14 protein-coding genes and 2 rRNA genes (1 of these 16 only partly in view) are annotated in these 22,706 nt (G+C 66.0%); 10 read left to right on the top strand and 6 right to left on the bottom strand.

Going from position 1 to position 22,706, the window contains the following annotated elements; translation table 11 throughout:
• Window positions 1-2,303: ribosomal RNA gene (locus AC3IPM_RS19275) — 23S ribosomal RNA — on the top strand (it extends 576 nt beyond the left edge of the window).
• A gap of 170 nt (window positions 2,304-2,473) precedes the next feature.
• Window positions 2,474-2,588 (top strand): 5S ribosomal RNA (gene rrf, locus AC3IPM_RS19270).
• 613 nt (window positions 2,589-3,201) lie between these two features.
• Here the strand turns inward: rrf and AC3IPM_RS19265 are convergent.
• From AC3IPM_RS19265 to hemH, 3 genes are all read right to left on the bottom strand, one after another.
• Window positions 3,202-5,052, bottom strand: a complete 1,851-nt coding sequence (locus AC3IPM_RS19265; RefSeq protein ID WP_489301839.1) for a methyl-accepting chemotaxis protein — start codon at window positions 5,050-5,052, stop codon at window positions 3,202-3,204.
• A 362-nt stretch (window positions 5,053-5,414) separates the two neighbouring features.
• On the bottom strand, window positions 5,415-6,263 hold the full coding sequence (locus tag AC3IPM_RS19260) for an alpha/beta fold hydrolase (RefSeq protein ID WP_489301838.1): 849 nt from the start codon (window positions 6,261-6,263) through the stop codon (window positions 5,415-5,417).
• Entirely contained in the window at window positions 6,260-7,222 is a 963-nt protein-coding gene (hemH, locus tag AC3IPM_RS19255) for a ferrochelatase (protein ID WP_489301837.1), read from the bottom strand. Before hemH ends, AC3IPM_RS19260 begins: the two co-directional genes overlap by 4 nt.
• A 193-nt stretch (window positions 7,223-7,415) precedes the next feature.
• On the opposite strand from hemH, the gene AC3IPM_RS19250 reads away from it, so the two are divergent.
• From AC3IPM_RS19250 to tatC, 4 genes are all read left to right on the top strand, one after another.
• Complete coding sequence (locus tag AC3IPM_RS19250) at window positions 7,416-8,303, top strand: lipid-binding SYLF domain-containing protein (protein WP_489301836.1); 888 nt, start codon at window positions 7,416-7,418, stop codon at window positions 8,301-8,303.
• Between the two features lie 75 nt (window positions 8,304-8,378).
• Window positions 8,379-8,609, top strand: coding sequence for a Sec-independent protein translocase subunit TatA (gene tatA, locus AC3IPM_RS19245; RefSeq protein WP_489301835.1), 231 nt, complete (start codon window positions 8,379-8,381; stop codon window positions 8,607-8,609).
• 15 nt (window positions 8,610-8,624) lie between these two features.
• Window positions 8,625-9,140 (top strand): Sec-independent protein translocase protein TatB, encoded by a 516-nt coding sequence (tatB, locus tag AC3IPM_RS19240; protein ID WP_489301834.1) that lies wholly within the window; start codon window positions 8,625-8,627, stop codon window positions 9,138-9,140.
• Window positions 9,137-9,883 (top strand): twin-arginine translocase subunit TatC, encoded by a 747-nt coding sequence (tatC, locus tag AC3IPM_RS19235; RefSeq protein WP_489301833.1) that lies wholly within the window; start codon window positions 9,137-9,139, stop codon window positions 9,881-9,883. The genes tatB and tatC overlap by 4 nt, the downstream gene beginning before the upstream one ends.
• A gap of 323 nt (window positions 9,884-10,206) precedes the next feature.
• Here tatC and AC3IPM_RS19230 read toward each other — a convergent pair whose 3' ends face one another.
• The 3 genes from AC3IPM_RS19230 to AC3IPM_RS19220 form a co-directional block, all read right to left on the bottom strand.
• Window positions 10,207-11,109, bottom strand: a complete 903-nt coding sequence (locus tag AC3IPM_RS19230; protein ID WP_489301832.1) for a BPSS1780 family membrane protein — start codon at window positions 11,107-11,109, stop codon at window positions 10,207-10,209.
• A gap of 95 nt (window positions 11,110-11,204) precedes the next feature.
• A complete protein-coding gene (locus tag AC3IPM_RS19225) occupies window positions 11,205-11,924 on the bottom strand; it encodes a glutamine amidotransferase (protein WP_489301831.1) in 720 nt (239 codons plus the stop codon).
• Window positions 11,896-13,728 (bottom strand): GspE/PulE family protein, encoded by a 1,833-nt coding sequence (locus tag AC3IPM_RS19220; RefSeq protein ID WP_489301830.1) that lies wholly within the window; start codon window positions 13,726-13,728, stop codon window positions 11,896-11,898. The genes AC3IPM_RS19225 and AC3IPM_RS19220 overlap by 29 nt, the downstream gene beginning before the upstream one ends.
• 115 nt (window positions 13,729-13,843) lie before the next feature.
• Between AC3IPM_RS19220 and glyQ the strand changes: the two genes are divergently transcribed.
• From glyQ to AC3IPM_RS19200, 4 genes are all read left to right on the top strand, one after another.
• A complete protein-coding gene (glyQ, locus tag AC3IPM_RS19215; protein WP_489301829.1) occupies window positions 13,844-14,755 on the top strand; it encodes a glycine--tRNA ligase subunit alpha in 912 nt (303 codons plus the stop codon).
• Entirely contained in the window at window positions 14,752-16,848 is a 2,097-nt protein-coding gene (gene glyS, locus AC3IPM_RS19210) for a glycine--tRNA ligase subunit beta (protein WP_489301828.1), read from the top strand. The genes glyQ and glyS overlap by 4 nt, the downstream gene beginning before the upstream one ends.
• A gap of 201 nt (window positions 16,849-17,049) precedes the next feature.
• Window positions 17,050-18,855 carry an autotransporter assembly complex protein TamA gene (locus AC3IPM_RS19205; protein ID WP_489301827.1) on the top strand — a complete coding sequence of 602 codons (1,806 nt, stop codon included), beginning with the start codon at window positions 17,050-17,052 and terminating at the stop codon, window positions 18,853-18,855.
• Window positions 18,852-22,694, top strand: a complete 3,843-nt coding sequence (locus AC3IPM_RS19200; RefSeq protein WP_489301826.1) for a translocation/assembly module TamB domain-containing protein — start codon at window positions 18,852-18,854, stop codon at window positions 22,692-22,694. The genes AC3IPM_RS19205 and AC3IPM_RS19200 overlap by 4 nt, the downstream gene beginning before the upstream one ends.
• Window positions 22,695-22,706 lie beyond the last annotated feature (12 nt).

Genomic DNA, 22,706 nt, shown 5'->3' with positions numbered 1-22,706 from the left:
TCGTGGCAAGCTTAACCGTATAGGGGAGGCGAAGGGAAACCGAGTCTGATAAGGGCGCATAGTCGCGGGCAGTAGACCCGAAACCGGGTGATCTAGTCATGGCCAGGGTGAAGGTGCCGTAACAGGTACTGGAGGCCCGAACCCACGTCTGTTGCAAAAGACGGGGATGAGCTGTGATTAGGAGTGAAAAGCTAATCGAACCCGGAGATAGCTGGTTCTCCTCGAAAGCTATTTAGGTAGCGCCTCATATGTATCCTCTTGGGGGTAGAGCACTGTTATGGCTAGGGGGTCATCGCGACTTACCAAACCATTGCAAACTCCGAATACCAAGACGGACTGTATGGGAGACACACGGCGGGTGCTAACGTCCGTCGTGAAAAGGGAAACAACCCAGACCCACAGCTAAGGTCCCAAATTCACTGCTAAGTGGAAAACCATGTGGAAAGGCACAGACAGCCAGGAGGTTGGCTTAGAAGCAGCCACCCTTTAAAGAAAGCGTAATAGCTCACTGGTCGAGTCGGTCTGCGGGGAAGATTTAACGGGGCTAAGCAGTGAACCGAAGCTTGGGGTGTGCATATTTATATGTACGCGGTAGAGGAGCGTTCCGTAAGCCGTTGAAGGTGGATTGAGAAGTCTGCTGGAGGTATCGGAAGTGCGAATGCTGACATGAGTAACGATAATGCGGGTGAAAAACCCGCACGCCGAAAGCCCAAGGTTTCCTTGCGCAACGTTAATCGGCGCAGGGTGAGTCGGCCCCTAAGGCGAGGACGAAAGTCGTAGTCGATGGGAAGCAGGTTAATATTCCTGCACCTCGCGTAAGTGCGATGGAGGGACGGAGAAGGTTAGGTGTACCCGGCGTTGGTTGTCCGGGGGAAAGGAGGTAGGTTTGAATCTTTGGCAAATCCGGGATTCTTTAAGACCGAGCACCGAGACGAGCCTTTAAGGCGAAGTCACTGATACCACGCTTCCAGGAAAAGCTCCTAAGCTTCAGCTTACGCAGACCGTACCGTAAACCGACACAGGTGGGTAGGATGAGAATTCTCAGGCGCTTGAGAGAACTCGGGTGAAGGAACTAGGCAACATGGCACCGTAACTTCGGGAGAAGGTGCGCCCTTTTTGGTGGCTCATGCGAGCTATAGCTGAAGAGGGCCGCAGAAACCAGGCCGCTGCGACTGTTTATCAAAAACACAGCACTCTGCAAACACGAAAGTGGACGTATAGGGTGTGACGCCTGCCCGGTGCTGGAAGGTTAATTGATGGGGTCAGCCGCAAGGCGAAGCTCTTGATCGAAGCCCCAGTAAACGGCGGCCGTAACTATAACGGTCCTAAGGTAGCGAAATTCCTTGTCGGGTAAGTTCCGACCTGCACGAATGGCGTAACGACAGCGGCGCTGTCTCCACCCGAGACTCAGTGAAATTGAAATCGCTGTGAAGATGCAGCGTTCCCGTGGCAAGACGGAAAGACCCCGTGAACCTTTACTATAGCTTTACACTGAACGTTGAGTTCGTCTGTGTAGGATAGGTGGGAGGCTATGAAACTGTGGCGCTAGCTGCAGTGGAGCCAACCTTGAAATACCACCCTGTCGTGCTTGACGTTCTAACCTGGGTCCATAATCTGGATCGGGGACCGTGTATGGTGGGTAGTTTGACTGGGGCGGTCTCCTCCTAAAGAGTAACGGAGGAGCTCGAAGGTACGCTCAGCGCGGTCGGACATCGCGCACTGTGTGCAAAGGCATAAGCGTGCTTGACTGCAAGATCGACGGATCAAGCAGGTAGGAAACTAGGACTTAGTGATCCGGTGGTTCTGTATGGAAGGGCCATCGCTCAACGGATAAAAGGTACTCCGGGGATAACAGGCTGATACCGCCCAAGAGTTCATATCGACGGCGGTGTTTGGCACCTCGATGTCGGCTCATCACATCCTGGGGCTGTAGTCGGTCCCAAGGGTATGGCTGTTCGCCATTTAAAGTGGTACGCGAGCTGGGTTCAGAACGTCGTGAGACAGTTCGGTCCCTATCTGCCATGGGCGTTGGAGATTTGAGAGGGGCTGCTCCTAGTACGAGAGGACCGGAGTGGACGAACCTCTGGTGTTCCGGTTGTCACGCCAGTGGCATTGCCGGGTAGCTATGTTCGGAAGCGATAACCGCTGAAAGCATCTAAGCGGGAAGCGCGCCTCAAGATGAGATCTCCCGGGGCACAAGCCCCCTGAAGGAACCATATAGACTATGTGGTTGATAGGTCAGGTGTGTAAGTACAGCAATGTATTGAGCTAACTGATACTAATGATCCGTGTGGCTTGACCATATAACCTCAAGTTGCCTTGGCCGACATGACATGTCGATAGATCCAAGTGCACGCTACGTCACAAGACCAAACGAGAGGCAGGCGCTTAAGCGCGTCTCTTTGTAAAGCAGGCATACCCTTGCCTGCTCCCTGCAAAGAGCCGTAGCCCAAAGCGACACTCCAACTGTCTCCCTGGTGAAATTAGCGCTGTGGAACCACCCGATCCCATCCCGAACTCGGAAGTGAAACGCAGCTGCGCCGATGGTAGTGTGGCCTAAGCCATGCGAGAGTAGGTCATCGCCAGGGTTTATACCCAAAAACCCCGCTGCTCATGCAGCGGGGTTTTTCTTTGTGCGCGTGGAAATCGCATTCGATTGCCGGCAGGCCGGCGGGTATGCGTTGGCGACCGCCGACTGTTCGGCAGCGCCAGGCTATTTGCCTGGAGGCCTCGGTAGCGCCCGACCGTTGGTCGGGCGACGGCGCACCGCGCCGGGGTGTTCGCACAGAGCCAGGCCAGTGCCGACCAACGGTCGGCACCCACCGCATCTTCGAGGTCCACCGCATCCTCCAGGCCCACCGGATCCTTGTGGCCCACCGGATCCTTGTGGCTCACCGACATCCTGGGTTCCGCCGGAGCCCGCGGTAGCGCCCGACCGCTGGTCGGGCGACGGCGCAACGCGCCGGGTGTTCGCACAGAGCCAGGGCAGTACCGACCAACGGTCGGCACCCACCGCATTCTCGTGGTCCACCGCATCCTTGGCAGCCTTCGTTGGTGCTCACCCCCAATACCAACGGCGGATTTGCCGCTGCGCAACGCCGGAAACAACAACGGCGCCCTCGCGGGCGCCGTCTGATGTCCATCTACAACATCGTTTCTGCATCACGCATGCCGCTGGCATGCGCGATGCCGCGGCCCTTGTCAGGCCGCTACCGATTCGCGTCGATGCACCACTGGCTGCGACGGCTGCGTCCGCTGCCCATGCCGGAACACCGCGACCGCTTCGCTCAGTTCAGCGGCCTGTTCTTCCAGCAAGCGTGCTGCCGCGCTGGCCTCTTCGACCAGTGCGGCGTTCTGCTGGGTCGCATCGTCCATCTGCGCCACCGTCTGGTTGACCTGGTCGATGCCGGCGGCCTGTTCCTGCGACGCCGCGGAGATCTCGGCCATGATGCCGCTGACCCCGGCCACGCTGCCGACGATCTCCTGCATGGTGCGTCCGGCATCCTGTGCCAGCCGCGCGCCGCTGCCGACCTGGCTGACTGAATCGTCGATCAGGCGCTTGATCTCCTTGGCTGCATCGGCCGAACGCTGCGCCAGCGTGCGCACCTCGCTGGCCACCACGGCAAAGCCGCGGCCCTGCTCCCCGGCACGGGCGGCTTCGACCGCAGCATTGAGCGCCAGGATGTTGGTCTGGAAGGCGATGCCGTCGATGACCCCGGTGATGTCGGCGATCCGCCGCGAGGCGGCCTGGATGCCGTCCATGGTGCTGACCACCTCGCCGACCACCTGGCTGCCGCGGCTGGCGATGTCGTGGGCGCCATGCGCCAATGCGCTGGCCTGGCGCGCATGCTCGGCGTTCTGGCGCACGGTGGAGGTGAGTTCCTCCATCGACGCGGCGGTCTCTTCCAGATGCGCGGCCTGGCGCTCGGTGCGCTCGGACAGGTCGTTGTTGCCACTGGCGATCTCACTGGCCGCCTGGCCGATGCCGGCGGTGCACTGCTTGATCCGCCCGACCATGGTGGTGAGCTGTTCGGCGGTGGCATTGGCGTCGCGCTGCATGGCCTGGAAGGAACCGTGGAACTGGCCGTGCATGCGTTGGTCGAGATCGCCTTCGGCCAGTGCCGAGAGCATGCGCCGCAGTTCGTCCACGGTGCCGGCGACACTGTCCAGCAACTGGTTGATGCCGCTGCTCAGGCCATCCATGAAGCTGCTGACACCCTCGCCGCTGTCCAGGCGACGATCGAGATCCCCCTTGGCCGCCGCCTCGACGATGCCAGCCACCGCGTTCTCGAGGACCAGCTCGTGGGTGCGGTCGTGCCATTCCACCGCGAAGCCGAGCCGGGCACCGTCCGTGTCGAACACCGGCGTCACCACCTGGGCGAAGTGCACCGGCCCGATCCGCACGCGGCCATGGTGGACGACGCTGAGGGTGTTGAGGATGCCGCGGATGCGATCCGGGTTGGCGTGGAAGCGATGGATGCTGCTGCCGACCAGGCGCTCGACGTCGAAGTCGGGGAAGGCCTCGCGCAGATTGTCCTGCTGATGGCGCAACAGGCTGACCACCGACTGGTTGACGTAGCGGATCACGTGATCGTTGTCGGCGATCATCATGGCCGTGCGCGAGACGTCCAGTGCCTGGCGGATCTGCGCGTTCTCGCGATGGCCGGTGGCCTCCCGCTCGGTACGCATGCGGTGTTGGTGGGCGGCGTCGAGCAGCGTGGCGGCCAGCGAGCCTGGCCGCGGTGCGTTGTGCTGGAGATGCGTGGCGACGCTGCGGCCCTGTGCGATATCGCTGGCGATGCTGCCCAGGTGTTCGGTCGGCAAACCCAGTGCCAAGGCCTGCCTGCGCAGGCGCGCCGCAAGGGCAGCAAGCAAGGCCGTGGCGACCGCGATCAGCAGCAGCGGGCCGGCCTGGCGCTGCCAGAGCGTCCAGCCCAGTGAGGTGGCGAGCAGCAGTGCCGCCAGGATCAGGTAGGCCGACGTCGAGCGCTGCCAGACGGCGGCGCGTTGGTTGTCAGGCGGACGGGAGGATGCGCGGGGAAGCGTGGACATGACGACTCCAGTATCAACAGAAGGCAGAAGACCGGCCGCGCGCAGGCGGACAGCCGGATGCAGCGCCGGTCACCGTGATGTCGGTGGGCGCTGCAGGAGAGAACAAGGAAGGCCTATCGATGGCCGCCGTCCACACCGCCGCATCAGCGGTGACAGGCACCGCCGGCATGGCCCGGTCCTGTGGGCGATGACACGGCCAATCCGGCATGGCGACGACGTTTCCTGGAAGCCTGGGGTGATGCGCGGCTTCGCGACGGCGGAGCATGCGGCGACACAGCCGATACAGATCGGACTGCATCAACGGTATCGGACCCCTGCGCTGGAAATTGAGTGCGACCCGATGTCGCACCGCCGGTAGCTGCTCAGCCGGCGAGGAAGCCCTGGATCACTTCCGCCACGACGTGCGGCGATTCCATGTGCAGATGATGGTTGCCGGCAAACGTCGCCAGGCGGCCATCGCGCAGCAGGCCGATGCGCTGGCTGCGCAGCGGCTCGGGATAGTACGACTGTGCGGGTGTCGCGTAGATCACCTGGGTGGGGCATTCGATCGCGCCGAGCAGGTCATCGATCTGCCCTTCGCTGAGCCGGAACGCGGTGGGCAGCATCAACCGCGGATCACTGCACCAGCTGTAGCCGCCGTCCACGGGCATCACGCCACGCTCAACCAGCAGCCGCGCGCACGGCTCGCTGAGCTGGTTGGCCATCATCCGCGCACGAATCGGTGCGCCAAGGTCCGGGAACACGCGCAGGCGCTTGCCGGGCAGCGCGCGTTCGGCACGCACATGGTCGCGCAGGCGCTGTGCGGTTTCATTCTCCGGCCCGCGCAGGCCGCCGAGTGCTTCGATCGCGATCAGGCGTTCAACCCGCTCTGGCGCCGCCGCGGCAGTGAGGCTGGCAATGCCGGCGCCCATCGAGTGACCGAGCAGGATGAAGCGGTCCCAGCCCAGCGCATCGGCGACATCGAGCACGTGGCAGATCGCGCCGGGGGTGTTGTATTGCGTGCCCGCTGGCAGGTGCGCGCTGTGTCCATGGCCGGGAAGATCGAGCGCGACCAGGTCCAGGCCGGGCAGATGCGCGGCGAGCGGCACGAAGCTGGCCGCGTTGTCGAGCCAGCCATGCAGGGCCAGCACGCGGATGCCACCGTGTTGATCGGCGCGCAATCCGGCGACGCGGCTGCCGGCGACGGCAAATTCGAACGGCTGCAGGCTCATGCCAGCGCCGCGATGCTCAACCGCGACAGCGCCAGCGCATGCTCGGGTGCCGCGTTGAGGCAGGGGATGTAGCGCATCGTCGCACCGCGCTGGGCCACCGTTTCGGTGAACCCGAGAGCGACTTCTTCCAGGGTTTCCAGGCAGTCGGTGGCAAAGCCCGGGCAGACCACGTCGATGCTGCGCACCCCGCTTTCGGCCAACGCCCACAGCGTTGGCTCGGCATACGGCTGCAGCCACTTTTCACGGCCGAAGCGCGACTGATAGGTGAGCTGCCAGGCATCGTCGGCCAGTTCCAGCGCCTGCGCGATGGCGCGGGCGCTGGCTTCGCAGCGCTGCGGGTACGGATCGCCGGCATCGGCCAGCCGCTGCGGAATACCGTGGAAAGAGAACACCAGCTTCTCGCTGCGGCCTTCGCGCGCCCACCACTGGCGGATGCTGGCCGCGACGGCGGCCACCCAGTCCGGGTCCACCGCGTAGTCGCGCACCAGGGTGACGGTGACGGCCGGATGGCGGGGCTGCCAGTCGCGCACCTGGTCCTCGATCGAGGCGGTGGTGGTGGTGGAGTACTGCGGATATAGCGGCAGTACCACGATCCGGCGCGCGCCCTCGGCGGCCAGCCGGTCCAGCTCGGCGGTCAGCGCGGGCGCGCCGTAGCGCATCGCATGACGCACCCGCAGGTTCGGCATCAACGCCTGCATGGCCTCGGCCAGGCGGCGGGTATGCACCATCAGCGGCGAGCCCTCGGGCAACCAGACCTGGGCGTACTTGGCCGCCGAGCGACCGCTGCGCAACGGCAGGATCAGCCCGTACAGCAAGGGTTTCCACAGCAGCGGCGGGATCGCCACCACGCGTGGATCGCTGAGGAACTCAGCCAGGTAACGACGCACTGCAGGCGCAGTGGGCGTCTCGGGCGTGCCTAGGTTGACCGCCAGCACGGCGGTGTCGGGTGCGTCGAGCATGCCTGTATTCTCGCAGGTCTACGCGAATGACGGGATGCAAACGTCGTATGCCAATCATTCCTCCTGCCTATTGATAGGCAGGATCACTCATTGCAGATTCATCGCACCCCCACTAGTTTCAAAGCCTGCGTATGACCCACGGTTGTACCCACATTGCTTTATCTTTGTCTGGACCGACTTTCTGGAGCCCGCCATGCGCCGCCTGAGCCTTGTACTGTTGTTGTCCGCCAGCCTGTTGTCGACCCAGGCGATGGCCGGGCCACAGGAGGACCAGCGTGCCCGCAACGCGGTCCGCGTGTTGAATGAGATCCAGCAGATGCCCGAGCAGGGCATTCCGGACAAATTGCTGGATGAAGGCCGCGCGATCGTGGTCATTCCCGACACGATCAAGGCCGGCCTGGTGATTGGCGGGCGTCGTGGGCATGGCCTGATGTCGGTCAAGAATGCCGATGGCAGCTGGTCCAACCCGGTTTTCGTCAAGCTCACCGGCGGCAGCATCGGCTTCCAGGCCGGCGTGCAGTCCTCGGACGTGGTGCTGGTGTTCCGCAACGACCGCAGCCTGGACAATCTCGTCAACGGCAAGTTCACCCTGGGCGCTGATGCCGGTGTGGCCGCCGGTCCGGTCGGGCGCAATGCCGCCGCGGCCACCGATGGCCAGCTGAAGGCGGAGATCTGGTCGTGGTCGCGGGCGCGTGGCCTGTTCGCCGGTGTCGCACTGGACGGTGCGATTCTGCAGATCGACGATGCCGCCAACCTGGACGCCTACGGCAGCAACACCACGCCGCGGATGGTCTTCGAAGGGCGCGTGGGTGAACCGCCGTCGGTAGACGTGGTGGCCTTCCGCGACCGCCTGGAAGAGGCGACCTACAGTGCCCGCGAGAAGCGTGGCACCGCGGGCGCCGCGCCGGCGCCGGCCGCGCGTACCGCCACCCCGGCAGTTGCGCCGGTGGCTGAACAGGCACCGGCCGCCGGTGCGACCACCGCACCGCTGCAGTCGACCCCGGCCCAGCCGGCCCCGCAGCAGGGCTTCCAGCCGGTCGGCGACGGTGAAGTGCGCACTGAATCGCTGGATGGCAACTGACTTTCGTCACGCGCGCCGCCTTACCGGCGGTGCGCTATGCTCAACCGTCTGATCACTACGTAACGCGAGCACCTCATGGGCAGTTTCAGCATCTGGCATTGGTTGGTCGTGCTGGTCATCGTTCTGCTGGTGTTTGGCACCAAGAAACTGACCAGTGGCGCCAAGGACCTTGGCGGCGCCGTCAAGGAATTCAAGAAGGGCATGCGCGACGAGGACAAGCCGAACGCGCAGCTCAGCGACAACAGTGCGCGTCCGCAGGACTCGACGACCACGTCGCAGACCGAGCACGACCGCGACCCGCGTTGATCGGGGCGGCTGGGCGTGTTCGATATCGGTTTCAGTGAACTGCTGGTCATCGCGGTGGTGGCCTTGGTCGTGCTCGGCCCGGAGCGGCTGCCCAAGGCAGCGCGCTTCGCCGGGCTGTGGGTGCGACGTGCGCGCAACCAGTGGGATTCGGTGAAGCAGGAGCTCGAACGCGAGCTGCACGCCGATGAGATCAAGCGGCAGTTCAATGACGTGAAATCCTCGATGCAGGACACCGAGGCGCAGCTGCGTGCCAGTGGCGAAGCGGTACGCCGCGAGGCCGAGCAGGTGCGCCAGGATCTGGCCCGCGGGGGTGATGCGCTGGCCAGCGATGCCGCAGCCGAGCCGGTGATGACCGGTCCGGCACCGGGTTCGCCGGCGAGCGTGGCCCAGCATGTGATGGCGCCTGAGGCGCCACCTGAGGGCGAGGCGCCGATGGAGCCGCCAGCCCCGCGTGATGCGATGGCACCGCCGGGCATCGATGGCACGCCACCGCGCGCGCCGGACCCGCCGCTTCCGGATGCAACGCGATGAGTGAGCACGAGACCCCCGAGAGTTCATTGGTGGAGCACCTGATCGAGCTGCGTGCGCGGCTGGTGCGTGCGCTGCTGGGGCTGGGCGTGGTGCTGCTGGGGCTGTTGCCATTCTCGCGGCAGATCTACACGGCGCTGGCGGCGCCGTTGATTTCGCAGCTGCCGAACGGGCAGACGATGATTGCGACGAATCCGGCGGGCGCTTTCTTCGCGCCGCTGAAGCTGACGTTCTTCGTGGCGGTGTTCGTGGCGGTGCCGTGGCTGCTGTATCAGCTGTGGTCGTTCGTGGCGCCGGGGTTGTATGCGCGCGAGAAGCGCCTGGCAGTGCCGCTGCTGGCTTCGTCGGTGCTGCTGTTCTACCTGGGCTGCGCGTTTGCGTACTTCCTGGTGCTGCCGGCGGTGTTCCACTTCCTGACGACGTTCCGGCCGGAGGTGATTGCGATCACGCCGGATGCGACGGCGTACCTGGATTTCGTGCTGGCGATTTTCTTCGCGTTCGGCAGCAGTTTCGAGTTGCCGGTGGCGATGGTGATTCTGGTGCTGATGGGCTGGATCACGCCGCAGCAGTTCAAGGACGGCCGCGGTTACGCGATCGTGGGTATCTTCGTGCTGGCCGCGGTGCTGACGCCGCCGGACGTGGTGTCGCAGCTGATGCTGGCCATTCCGATGTGCCTGCTCTACGAGCTGGGCATTCACGCGGCGCGCTGGCTGGTGCCCTCTTCGGCGACGAAGCCGGCGAGCTGAGGTTGCTGTCAGGTCGGGGTTGCCGACGGGTAGAGCCACGCCACGCGTGGCTGCGCTGAAAGCGCAGATCAATAACGCAGATCAAGAGCGGGGCGTCGTTTGCGCAGGTTTGGGCTGACGTGTGCGGGTAGGCGGGACACGCCGTAAATCCATCCATGGAGGCTTGTCCACGACATCCATGTCGTGGACAGTCCCGCCCACCCACCCACGCCAGCCCTTCGACAGGGAAGGGCCCCTCACTGAAAAGCGGGTAGCGCCACGCCATGCGTGGCTGCGCTACGGGCACACATGAAAAAACCCCGGCATTGCCGGGGTTTTTTGTATCAGGCTGCGAACACGTTGTCCGGCTTGGGCACCGGCGGCGGTGTGCTGCGGTCGCGGTGCGCGAACATCTGCTTCCAGGCCGAGTACACCGCACCGACATACAGCGGCATGATCACGGTGGTCATCGACAGCTGCATGACGAAGGCGGCAGCGCCCATGCCACCGACCAGCATGGCGATCTGCATGAGCATCATCACCAGGAAGTAGATGCACATCGTGGCGATCAGGCCCAGCGCCATGAACACGGCCATCGCCGAGAAGTTCTCGATGCAGCCCTGCAGGCTCATGCGCAGGGCATGCATGCCGCTGTGGCGGTCGAACACGACCAGCGCCGGCTGGGTGAACATGGCCATGCTCAGCGCCACGAAGGTGCTGAATGCAATGAGGATCCACAGCAGGATGCGCTTGACCGGCACGTCGGCCATCAACGCCAGGGTCTGCTCGTTGCTGGGCTGGCTGCCGGACTGCTGCAGTTCCTGCATCTTGTGCAGCATGTCGGTCAGGGCGGTCAGGCCCTGGGTGCCGATCAGGGCGAACAGCAGGGTGCCGAGCGCGATGACGGCGATCAGCTGGATCGCCAGCGGCACCAGCAGGTGGGTGACGCGGCGGTCGCGGATCGGTTGCAGCAGATGTGCGGGCTGGCCCGGGCGACCCTGGTCGATTTCACCGACCGCCCAGAGCATGCCGCCGAACATCAGCGGGCCGACCGCGAATGATGCCAGCTGCACGAGCAGGCCGAGCCAGCCGGGCAGCAACTGCGCCAGCAGCAGGATCAGCGAGGTGACCAGCATCCACACCACACCGAGGACGGCCAGTTGCATGGGGGCGCGGCGAAACAGGGAAAACGCATCCAGCAGCCATTGGGCGCCAGCAGAGGCCGGCAGCTTGCGAATCTCGCTCATACCAATCCGAAACAGGGGAGGAAGGGCGCGGTCGCCCCGAATCGGATCGATTATGGCGGTTTTCGGGGCGCGGCACCTGAAGGCCGCGCGCGGGCTCAGGCCAGGCGCGCCTGGCGCACGAACCGGCGCAGCAGTTGGCGGGCCAGTGGTGCGGCGGTGACGTCGCGGGCGACGCTGCGCGCGCAGCCGCCGTGCTGGCGGATGCACTCGGCGCGGGCGCGCACGTAGCCGCGCATGTGGTGGGTGGCGAACTCGGGGTGGAACTGCACGCCCCAGGCCTGGCGGCCCCAGCGGAAGGCATGGCAGTTGTCCTGCGCCGAACGCGCCAGGATGGCGGCGCCGTCGGGCGCGCGCAGCACGGTCTGCAGGTGGGTGGCGTGGGCCGGGAAGCGCTCGGGCAGGCCGGCGAACAGGGGGTCGTCCCCGGCCGAGGGATCCAGCGCCAGTTCGATCGTGCCGGACTCGCGACCGGCCGGGTTGTAGGCGACTTCACCGCCCAGCGCATGCGCCAGCAGCTGGTGGCCGTAGCAGATGCCGAACACCGGGCGGTCGTCGTGGGCGGCGGCACGCAGCCACTGCGCACTGCGTTCGCTCCAGTCGGCGCGATCGGTGACGAAGGCGGCCGAGCCGGTGACGATCACCCCGGCAAACTGGCGCGGGTCGGGCAGGGCGCCGCCGTGCTCGACATCGACCACCACGGTCTCGTCGGCGTCCAGCCCGGCCGCGACGCGGATCCAGTGCGGGAATCGCCCGTAGCGCCGCAGCGAGGCGACGGGTTGGCCGGTTTCAAGAATCAGGAACGGGGCGGAATTCATCCGGGGGCGGCAGCACTGACAGGACTTCCTCGATTGTAGTCAGCCCTGCGGCCACCTTTTCAAGTCCCGCGCGGCGCAGGGTACGCACTCCCTCAGCACGCGCGGCACGGTTGAAAGCGGCCAGATCCATGTCGGCGCGGATCAGGCTGCGCAGGCGCGAGCCCAATGGCAGCAACTCATACAGGCCGATCCGGCCGAGGTAACCGGTGCGCCGGCAGTCGATGCAGCCGGCCGGTGCATATGGCGTGGGCGACTCAGGTAATGCTTCATCGGCATCAGCCAACACCGCCCATTGGGCGGCGCTGAGCGGGCGCGGCACCTTGCAGTTCGGGCACAGGGTGCGCACCAGGCGCTGGGCCAGGATGCCGTTGAGGGTGGAGGCGAGCAGGTAATGCGGCACGCCCAGGTCGAGCAGGCGGGTGATCGCCGAGGGCGCATCGTTGGTATGCAGGGTGGACAACACCAGGTGGCCGGTGAGCGAGGCCTGCACCGCCATCTGCGCGGTTTCCAGGTCGCGGATTTCGCCGATCATGATGATGTCCGGGTCCTGCCTCAGCAGGGTGCGCACGCCGCTGGCGAAATCCAGGTCGATGTTGGTCTGCACCTGCATCTGGTTGAATTCCGGCGCGATCATTTCGATCGGATCTTCCACCGTGCACACGTTCACGTCCGGAGTGGCCAGCCGCTTGAGCGTGGAATACAGGGTGGTGGTCTTGCCCGAGCCGGTCGGGCCGGTGACCAGCACGATGCCGTGCGGGCGCTCGACCAGGGCGGTCCAGCCGGCCGCTTCCTGCGGGCTGAAACCGAGCTGGTCGATGCTCTTGAAGGCGGCATCGGGGTCGAAGATACGCATCACGCACTTCTCGCCGAACGCGGTGGGCATGGTGGACAGGCGCATTTCCACTTCGCGGCCGCCCGGCGAGCGGGTCTTGATGCGGCCGTCCTGCGGGCGCCGGCGCTCGGCCAGGTCCATGCGCCCGAGCACCTTGATCCGGCTGACCACGGCGGTCATCACCGCCGGCGGGACTTCAAACACCTTGTGCAGCACGCCGTCGATGCGGAAGCGCATGCGCCCCATGTCGCGGCGCGGCTCCAGGTGGATGTCCGAGGCGCGCTGTTCGTAGGCGTACTGCAGCAGCCAGTCGACGATGTGGACGATGTGCTGGTCGTCGGCGTTGACGTCGCCGGTGCGGCCCAGCTCGACCAGCTGTTCGAAACTGGGCAGGGTGGAATTGGTTTCGCCGCGGACATCGCCGCGCGCGCCTCGCACCGAACGGGTGACCCCGTAGAACTCCATGGTGTAGCGGTGCAGGTCGAGCGGGTTGACCATCGCCAGCTCGATGCGGCGCCGGGTCAGGTGCTGCAGGTCGCGCAGCCATTCCTGGGCCAGCGGCTCGCTGGTGGCCACCAGCACGCGCTCGGCATCCACGGCCAGGGGCAGGAAGCGGTGGCGGCGTGCATAGGCGTGCGAGACCAGCGCGGTGACCGAGGACACATCGACCCGGGTCGGGTCCACGCGCAGGTAACGGGTGCCGGTGCGGGTGGCCAGCCACTCGGTCAGCCGTTCCAGGCCGAGCTCGCCGCCACCGTTGGCGGCCAGCTTGAGGTTGGCCAGCAGCACCAGCGGGTGTACCTCGCTGGCGTTGCGCGCGCCCTGGGCAGAGAAACGGATGCGCTCCTGATCGGCGTCGGCGACCAGGCCGTCGGCGATCAGCGCCGCCACCACCTGCTCGAAGCCGAGCCGGCCCATCGGCAACGTGGCCGGGACCTGGGGCGGGACTGAAACCACGGGGCGCTGATCCATCCGCCGAAATCCTCGGGGCGTGCCAGGCACGCAGAATGTGGGTAGGGGTGGCCGGTATCCCCCCGGACCGCCTCGCTATACTAGCGCACCCCTCCTGCAGGCAAGAATCCGCCGCATGTCCGTCACCAAGAGCGTTCCGATCACTTTCCAGGGCCTGATCCAGACCCTCAACCAGTATTGGGCGCAGCAGGGCTGCGTGCTGATCCAGCCGCTGGACCTGGAGGTGGGCGCCGGTACCTTCCACCCGGCCACGTTCCTGCGTTCGATCGGCCCGGAAAGCTGGAATGCCGCGTACGTGCAGCCTTCGCGCCGCCCCACCGACGGCCGCTACGGCGAGAACCCCAACCGCCTGCAGCGCTACTACCAGTACCAGGTGGCGATGAAGCCGAGCCCGGACAACATCCAGCAGCTGTACCTGGATTCGCTCAAGGCGCTGGGCATCGACCCGCTGGTGCACGATCTGCGCTTCGTCGAGGACAACTGGGAATCGCCGACGCTCGGCGCCTGGGGCCTGGGCTGGGAAGTCTGGCTCAACGGCATGGAAGTCACCCAGTTCACCTACTTCCAGCAGGCCGGTGGCCTGGAGTGCAAGCCGGTGCTGGGCGAGATCACCTACGGTCTCGAACGCCTGTGCATGTACCTGCAGAACTGCGACAACGTCTACGACCTGGTCTGGACCTACGGCCCGGACGGCACGCCGGTGACCTACGGCGATGTGTACCTGCAGAATGAAATCGAGCAGAGCACCTACAACTTCGAATACGCCGACGTGGAAGAGATGTTCCATCGCTTCGATGCCTGCGAGAAAGAAGCGCAGAAGCTGGTCGATGTCGGCCTGCCGCTGCCGGCCTACGAGCAGGTGTGCAAGGCCAGCCATGCCTTCAACCTGCTCGATGCGCGCCGTGCGATCAGCGTGACCGAGCGCCAGCGCTACATCCTGCGCGTGCGCGCGCTGGCCCAGGCGGTGGCCAGGCTGTATGAGGCCAAGCGCCTGGAAGCAGTCGCGGCCAAGGAGGTGCAGGCATGAGCACGATGCTGCCGCTGCTGATTGAACTGGGTACCGAAGAATTGCCGGTGAAGGCGCTGCCGGGCCTGGCCCAGGCGTTCTTCGATGGCGTGGTCGACGGGCTGGCCAAGCGTGGCGTGACCGTCGAGCTGGGCGATGCCAAACCGTTGTCGACCCCGCGCCGACTGGCCGTGCTGCTGCCCGGCGTGGCCGTGGAACAGCCCGAACAGCACAGCGAAGTGCTGGGCCCGTACCTGAATATCGCACTGGATGCCGAGGGCCAGCCGACCAAGGCGCTGCAGGGTTTCGCGGCCAAGGCCGGGATCGACTGGAGCTCGCTGGAGCGCACCAGCGACGCCAAGGGCGAGCGTTTCGTGCACCGCTCCACCACCCCGGGCGCGCGCACTGCGACGCTGCTGCCGGAGATCCTGCGCGAGGCGATCGCGGCGATGCCGATCCCCAAGCCGATGCGCTGGGGCAGCCACACCTACGGGTTCGCCCGCCCGGTGCATTGGCTGGTGCTGCTGCACGGTGGCGAGATCATCGAGGCCGAGGTACTGGGCCTGAAGGCCGACCGCATGAGCCGCGGCCATCGCTTCATGCACGACAAAACCGTGTGGCTGACCTCGCCGGACGACTACGTCGCCTCGCTGCAGGCGGCCTACGTGCTGGTGGATGCCGACGTGCGCCGCACGCGCATCGTCGAGGCGGTGAAGGCATCGGCGGCCAGCGCCGGTGGCCAGGCACGGATCACTCCGGACAACCTGGAGCAGGTGGTCAACCTGGTCGAATGGCCGGCGGCGGTGCTGTGCAGTTTCGAGCGTGAGTTCCTGGCCGTGCCGCAGGAAGCGCTGATCGAGACGATGGAGATCAACCAGAAGTTCTTCCCGGTGCTGGATGCCCACGGCAAGCTGACCGAGAAGTTCATCGGTATCGCCAACATCGAGTCCAAGGACGTGGCCGAGGTGGCCAAGGGCTACGAGCGGGTGATCCGTCCGCGCTTCTCCGATGCCAAGTTCTTCTTCGATGAGGACCTCAAGCAGGGCCTGGAATCGATGGGCGACGGCCTGAAGAGCGTCACCTACCAGGCCAAGCTGGGCTCGTTGGCCGACAAGGTGCAGCGCGTGGTGGCCCTGGCCGAGGCGATCGCCCCGCAGGTGGGCGTGGACCCGGTGCTGGCCAAACGCGCGGCGCTGTTGGCCAAGAACGACCTGCAGTCGCGCATGGTCAACGAATTCCCGGAACTGCAGGGCATCGCCGGCCGTCATTACGCGCTGACCGGTGGCGAGTCGCCCGAGGTCGCGCTGGCCATCGACGAGGCCTACCAGCCGCGTTTCGGCGGCGATGACATCGCGCTGTCGGCGCTGGGCAAGGTGCTGGCCATTGCCGAGCGCCTGGATACGCTGGCCGGTGGTTTCGCCGCGGGCCTGAAGCCGACCGGCAACAAGGACCCGTTCGCGCTGCGCCGCAATGCGCTGGGGTTGGCGCGGACGGTGATCGAGTCGGGCTTCGACGTGGACCTGCGCGCGCTGATCGCCACCGCCATCGCCGGGTTGCCGGCGGGCGTGCAGCCCAGTGCCGAGCGCAAGACCGAGGCCCTGCCGCAGGAGCTGTACGACTTCATCCTCGACCGTCTGCGCGGCTACTACGCCGACAAGGGTGTACCGGCCACGCACTTCAACGCGGTGGCCGAGCTGAAGCCGGCCTCGCTGTACGACTTCGACCGCCGTATCGATGCGATCGGCAGCTTCGCCTCGCTGCCCGAAGCCGAGGCGCTGGCCGCTGCCAACAAGCGCATCCGTAACATCCTGCGCAAGGCCGAGGGCGATATCCCGGGCATGATCGACCCGGCGCTGCTGGCCGAGCCGGCCGAAAGCGAGCTGGCCGAGGCAGTGGAAGCGGCCATCGACGACAGCAACGCCAGCCTGCACCAGAAGGACTACATGAGCGTGCTGGCGCGCCTGGCCCGGCTGCGGCCGCAGGTGGATGCGTTCTTCGACGCGGTGATGGTCAATGCGGAGGACCCGGCGTTGCGGGCCAACCGCCTGGCCCTGCTCAAGCGCCTGGGCGACCGCCTGGGCAGCGTGGCGGCGATCGAGCACCTGTCCAGCTGATCCCACACGGATTGGCCGATTCCGGCATCTCAAGCGCGCGAGGCCCTGCCTGGCGCGCTTTTTTTGTGCCCGCGCGCTGCCCGGACGCGCCAACGGCGGTGATCGCCAACGCTTGAATCCGGCGATGCTCACGCGGTCGCGGATTTTTACGGTCACTTAACCGTCGTTCTGAAACACCCCCCGCGATTTCGCATGGTCACGATGGCCCGTTATGCTGTCCGCATGCAGCCAAAGAATTACGCCCTTCCGCTGATGTTCCTGTCGCTGGCCACCGCCTCGGTGGCACACGCACGCGGGACCATCGAGAAAGTGGACATCAAAGGACTGGACAAGGGCGACGACGCCGAGATGATCGAGAACATCGAGGTCTCGCTGTCGCTGTACGACACCATCGGCAAGCCCCAGGGCGAGTCGCGGTTGGAGTACCTGTTGTCCCAGGCCGAACGCCAGACCCGCCAGGCCCTGGAGCCGTTCGGGTACTACAACCCGACGATCACGGTGGAGAGCCCCCGCGAAGGCGAGAACCTGCGCGTGGTGATCCAGGTCGACAAGGGCCCGGCCACCGTGGTCCGGCGCGAGCACATCGATATCACCGGCCCGGCCCTGAACGACCAGTACCTGCAGGACGACCTGGAGAACTTCAAGCCGCGCAAGGGCCAGCGCTTCGAGCACACCACCTACGAAGCCAGCAAGATCACCATCACCCGGCGCCTGGCCGAGCGCGGCTACTTCGATGCCGACTACACCCAGCGCCAGGTGCAGATCACCCGGGCCGAGAACGCCGCCGACATCGACCTGACCTGGGACAGCGGCCGCCGCTACAACATGGGCGACATCCGCTTCCACCAGGATTACTTCGTGGACCGGCTGTTCGATCCGCTGGTGTACTGGGACAAGGGCAGCTACTTCCACGAAGGCAAGCTGGACCGGTTGCGCGAGTCGCTGAGCAAGCTGGACTACTTCAGCGTGATCGACATCCAGCCGCGCCCGGACCAGGCCGACGAAAATGGCGACGTGCCGGTGGACGTCAACCTGACCCGGGCCAAGCGCACCATCTACACGGCCGGCCTGAGCTACGGCAGTGAGAGTGGCGCCGGTGTGCGTGGCGGCCTGGAGCGGCGGTTCCTGAACAACCGCGGCCACAAGATGAACACCCAGCTGGACTATGCGCAGAAGCGCAAGAGCCTGATCACCAGCTACCGGATTCCTGCCTTCAAATGGCTGGACGGCTGGTACGCGCTGACCGCCAGCGCCTATGACGAGCAGACCGATTACATCGACCTGCGCAACTTCAAGCTGAGTGCCAGCCGCAGCGGCGAGATCAACGAGTACTGGACCGCGATCGCCTCGGTCAATGCGCTGCGCGAGCGCTGGCGCTATGCCTCGGGCACCGAATTCACCGATGCGGTCTACAACACCTCCACGCTGGTCTACCCGCAGCTGGTGGCCGACTACGTCAACGTCGATGACCGGCTGTTCCCGCGCAAGGGCATCAGCGGCAGTGCGACCCTGCGCGGCGGCATCGAAGGGGCCGGTTCGGACACCAGCTTCGTGCAGGCCAACGTGGTGCTGCGCTGGTATGTGCCGATCGGTGCGACCGACCGCCTGATCCTGCGCGGCGAAGGCGGCACCACCTGGACCAGCGACCTGGTGGCGATGCCGCCGAGCCTGCGTTTCTTCGCCGGCGGTGACCGCAGCATCCGCGGCTATGCGTACCGCGAAGTCGGCCCGCGCACGCCCGAACCGGACAAGTTCGCGCTGGGTGCCAAGAACCTGGTGATCGGCTCGGCCGAGTACGAGCACTACTTCAAGGGCGGCCCCTGGGGCGCGGCGGTGTTCGTGGATACCGGCAGCGCGTTCGACAACACCATCGACCTGCACACCGGCGTGGGCTTCGGCGTGCGCTGGAAATCGCCGGTGGGCCCGGTGCGCGTGGATATCGCGCACGGCCTGAACAACCCCGATTCGCAGTTCCAGCTGTACCTGAACATCGGAGCGGACCTGTGAGCACGCCAACGCCTTCCGCGCCCGCCACGCCGCCGCCGCGCGTGCGTTTCTACCGCAAGCGTCGCTTCTGGGCATGGTCGGGCTTCACCGTGCTGGGCCTGGTACTGCTCGCGCTGCTGCTGCTGTACTGGCTGCTGCAGACCGTGGCCGGCCGCGACGTGCTGCTGGCGCAGGTGATCGCGCGGTTGCCTGTGGGCTCCTCGCTGACCTGGAGCCGGATCGAAGGCCCGGTTGCCGGCCCGTTGGTGCTGCACGACCTGGAATTCCGCTACGACGACATCCATTTCACCGCCGAGCGCGCCTACCTGGATCCGGATATCCGTCCGTTGCTGGGCCGCAAGCTGCAGCTCGATGCGCTGCAGCTGAAGAACGCCACGCTCAACCTGGCCAAGAGCGAAGAGCCGTTCAAGCTGCCGAGCTGGCCGGAGTCGCTGCCGCAGATTGAAATGCCGCTGGCGATCCAGGCCGATACCATCATCATCGATGGCTTCCGCATCACCCAGGCGCAGCAGCCGGTGATCGACATCAGCAAGCTGCGCGGCGGTGTGGAGATCGCCAACGGCGAGTTCCGCGCCACCCAGCTCAAGGTCGACAGCGACCTGGGCGATTTCCGCGTGGACGGCCGTTACCTGCCACGCAGCGACTACGACACCGACATCACCATCGGCGCACGGCTGCCGGCTCCGCGCGGGCGCACCCCGGCGCGGCTGGGGCTGGTGGCGCGGGGTGACCTGGGCCACATGGAGGTTGCCGTGGCCGGCAATGCGCCCGCACCGCTGCAGGCCAGCCTGGTCTTCGACGGCCGCACCGACCCGGTGTGGAAGGCGCGCGCGCGCACCAAGGAACTGGACCTGGCACTGCTGGTGCCGGGCATGGACGCCAGCACCAGCACGCCGATGGCGCTGGATTTCCAGGCCGACGGCAAGGGCGGCCAGGCCAACCTGCAGGGCAGCTTCAAGCAGGGCGACATCGCGGTGGAACTGGCCCCGTCCAAGGTGGGCCTGGCCGACCAGGTGCTGACCGTGGCGCCGCTGCAGCTCAAGGCGTTCGGTGGCCAGGCGCGGCTGCAGGGCAAGGCTGATTTCACCGACAAGGAGAACGCCAGCCTGCGCTTCTCGATCGTGGCCAACGACCTGACCTTCGTGCCCGCCGCCGATACCAGCACCGCCGGCGCCGCCGCACCGGTGCCGGTGACGCTGAAGGAAGCCCGGCTGGGCCTGGCCGGTACGTTGAAGGCCTGGGCCACGGTGGGCGAGGCGTCGGTCGAGCGCGACAAGCAGACCGCCGACCTGAATTTCGACGTGCGCGGCAGCGACCAGGCGGCGCTGATCAAGCAGCTGCAGGCCAGCACCCCGGGCGGTTCGCTGGATGTCACCGGCCAGGTGGCGTGGGCGCCGCAACTGGATTGGGATGTAGCAGCCAAGCTGGCCGGCTTCGACCCGGGCTACTTCGCGCCGGGCTGGGACGGCAAGCTGTCCGGTGCACTGGCCTCCAAGGGCCGGCAGTTGCCGGTGCCGGCGGGCAGCCCGGCCGGTACCACCGGCGTCTATGAAGCTACCGTGGATGTGCCGGGTATCAAGGGCATGCTGCGCAAGCGCGCGCTGGATGCGCAGGGCAGATTCGCGCTGCGCGGTGAGCAGGGCGAGGGCAACCTGAAACTGGCGCTGGGCAACAGCCACCTGACGGCCAAGGGCTCGGTCGGCGACCGCCTGGATATCGAGGCACAGCTCGAGCCGGTGCAGCTCGATGACCTGCTGCCCGGCAGCAGCGGCAGCCTGCGCGGGCATGTGCTGGTGAAGGGGCCGCGTACCGCGCCGGACATCACCGCCGACCTGGTCGGCAGCGGGCTGCGCTGGGATGACTGGAGCGCCGAGGCGGTCAGCATCAAGGGTCGCCTGCCGTGGCAGGGCGACAGCGGTGCCTTGGCGGTGCAGGGCAGCAAGGTGCAGGTGGGCATGCTGCTGGACACGCTCAACGTGGATGCACGCGGCAGTGTCTCCAACCTGCGCCTGGACGCACAGACAAAGAACGAACTGGGCGCGGTCGCGCTCAGCGGCAGCGTGCGTCAGCAAGGCCAGGCCTGGCGTGGCGATCTGAGCGCGTTGCGCATTGCACCGGTCAAGGGCGATGCATGGAGCCTGCGTTCGCCGGCCAGCTTCAGTGTGCAGGGCAGCAACTTCACCCTCAGCGATGCGTGCCTGGGTGCGGCCACCGGCGGTGCGTTGTGCGCCAGCGCCAACTGGCCGCGCGAAGGCCTGCAGATCCGCGGCGATGCTTTGCCGCTGGCGCTGGTGCAGCCGTGGCTGCCGCCGCAGGCGGGTCGACGCATCTACCTGCGCGGCGAGCTGACCCTGGACGGACGCATCCGTCCGCGCGGCAACGCGTGGGAAGGCAGCGCCAAGATCGCCTCGCCGGAAGGTGGCATCCGCCTGGGCGACAACGCGCGCGGCGAACTGGTGCGCTACGACCAGTTCTCGGCCACGCTGGAAATGACCCAGTCGCAGATCAACGCCAAGCTCGGCGTCGGTTTCAAGGGTGACGGCTTCGTCGACGCCAAGGTGCAGACCGGCTGGGACGCCAATGCGCCGCTCAACGGCGAGCTGTACATGAACATCGCGCGGTTGTACTGGCTGGAGCTGTTCTCTCCGGACATCGTGCGCCCCACCGGTTTGATCGAAGGCCACGTCAGCCTGCGCGGCACGCGCGGCACGCCATCGCTGGGCGGCGAAGCCACCTTGAGCAAATTCAAGGGCGAGTTCCCCGCGCTGGGCCTGACCTTCGATGAAGGCAAGGGCAGCTTCACCGCACAGCCGGATGGTTCGGCCAAGATCAACGCGCAGGCCAACTCCGGCAAGGGCACGTTGTATGTGGATGGTGGGCTGTCGTGGTTCGGTGATGCGCAGCCGTTGCAGTTGCATATCCACGGTGAAAACGTGCTGCTGGCCAATACCAGCGAACTGCGCGTGATCGCCAATCCGAACCTGGATTTCAGCCTCGCCGGCAAGGCGATGCAGCTGCGCGGCACCGTGCATGTGCCCGAGGCCGACCTGGACCTGGAACGTCTGGACCGCGGTACGTCGGTGTCTGAAGACGTGGTGGTGCTGGACCCGGTGGACCCGGAAGAAACGCCGACCTCGCCGTTGGACATGGACCTCACCGTGAGCCTGGGTGACAAGGTCAAGATGAGTGGCTTCGGACTCAAGGGCGCGCTTGGCGGCAAGATGCAGGTGTGGTCGCGGCCGGGCCGCGAGATGACCGCCAATGGCGGCCTGGAAGTCAGCGGCCGCTACAAGGCCTACGGCCAGGACCTGACCATCACCCGCGGCAACCTGAGCTGGAACTACAACGCGGTGGCCGACCCGCGCATCAACATCCGCGCCGAACGCAAGATCGGCGATATCACCGCGGGCATCGACGTGACCGGGCGCGCGCAGTCGCCGCGCGTGGATGTGTGGTCCAACCCGTCGATGTCGCAGTCCGAAGCACTGGCCTACCTGGTGCTGGGCCGTAGCCTGACCGGCGCCAGCAGCGACCAGGCCCAGCAGGTCAACGCGGCCTCGGCGGCATTGTCGGCCGGCAGCGGCCTGCTCGCCGCCCAGCTGGGCGCCAAGCTCGGCCTGGACGATGCCGGTGTGAGCCAGTCGCGCGCGCTGGGCGGCTCGGTGATCGGCGTGGGCAAGTTCATCTCGCCCAAGCTGTATGTCGGCTACGGCGTGTCGCTGGTGGGCAGTGGTTCGGTGCTGACGCTCAAGTACCTGCTGCGCCGCGGTTTCGACGTGGAAGTGGAATCGAGCACGGTGGAAAACCGCGGTTCGTTGAACTGGCGCCGGGAGAAATAACCCGGCGTTGTT

The sequence above is a fragment of the Stenotrophomonas sp. GL_111 genome (assembly GCF_057835245.1).
The sequence above is the reverse complement of the archived record's forward strand: the minus strand, read 5'-3'. Positions and strand labels throughout refer to the sequence as shown.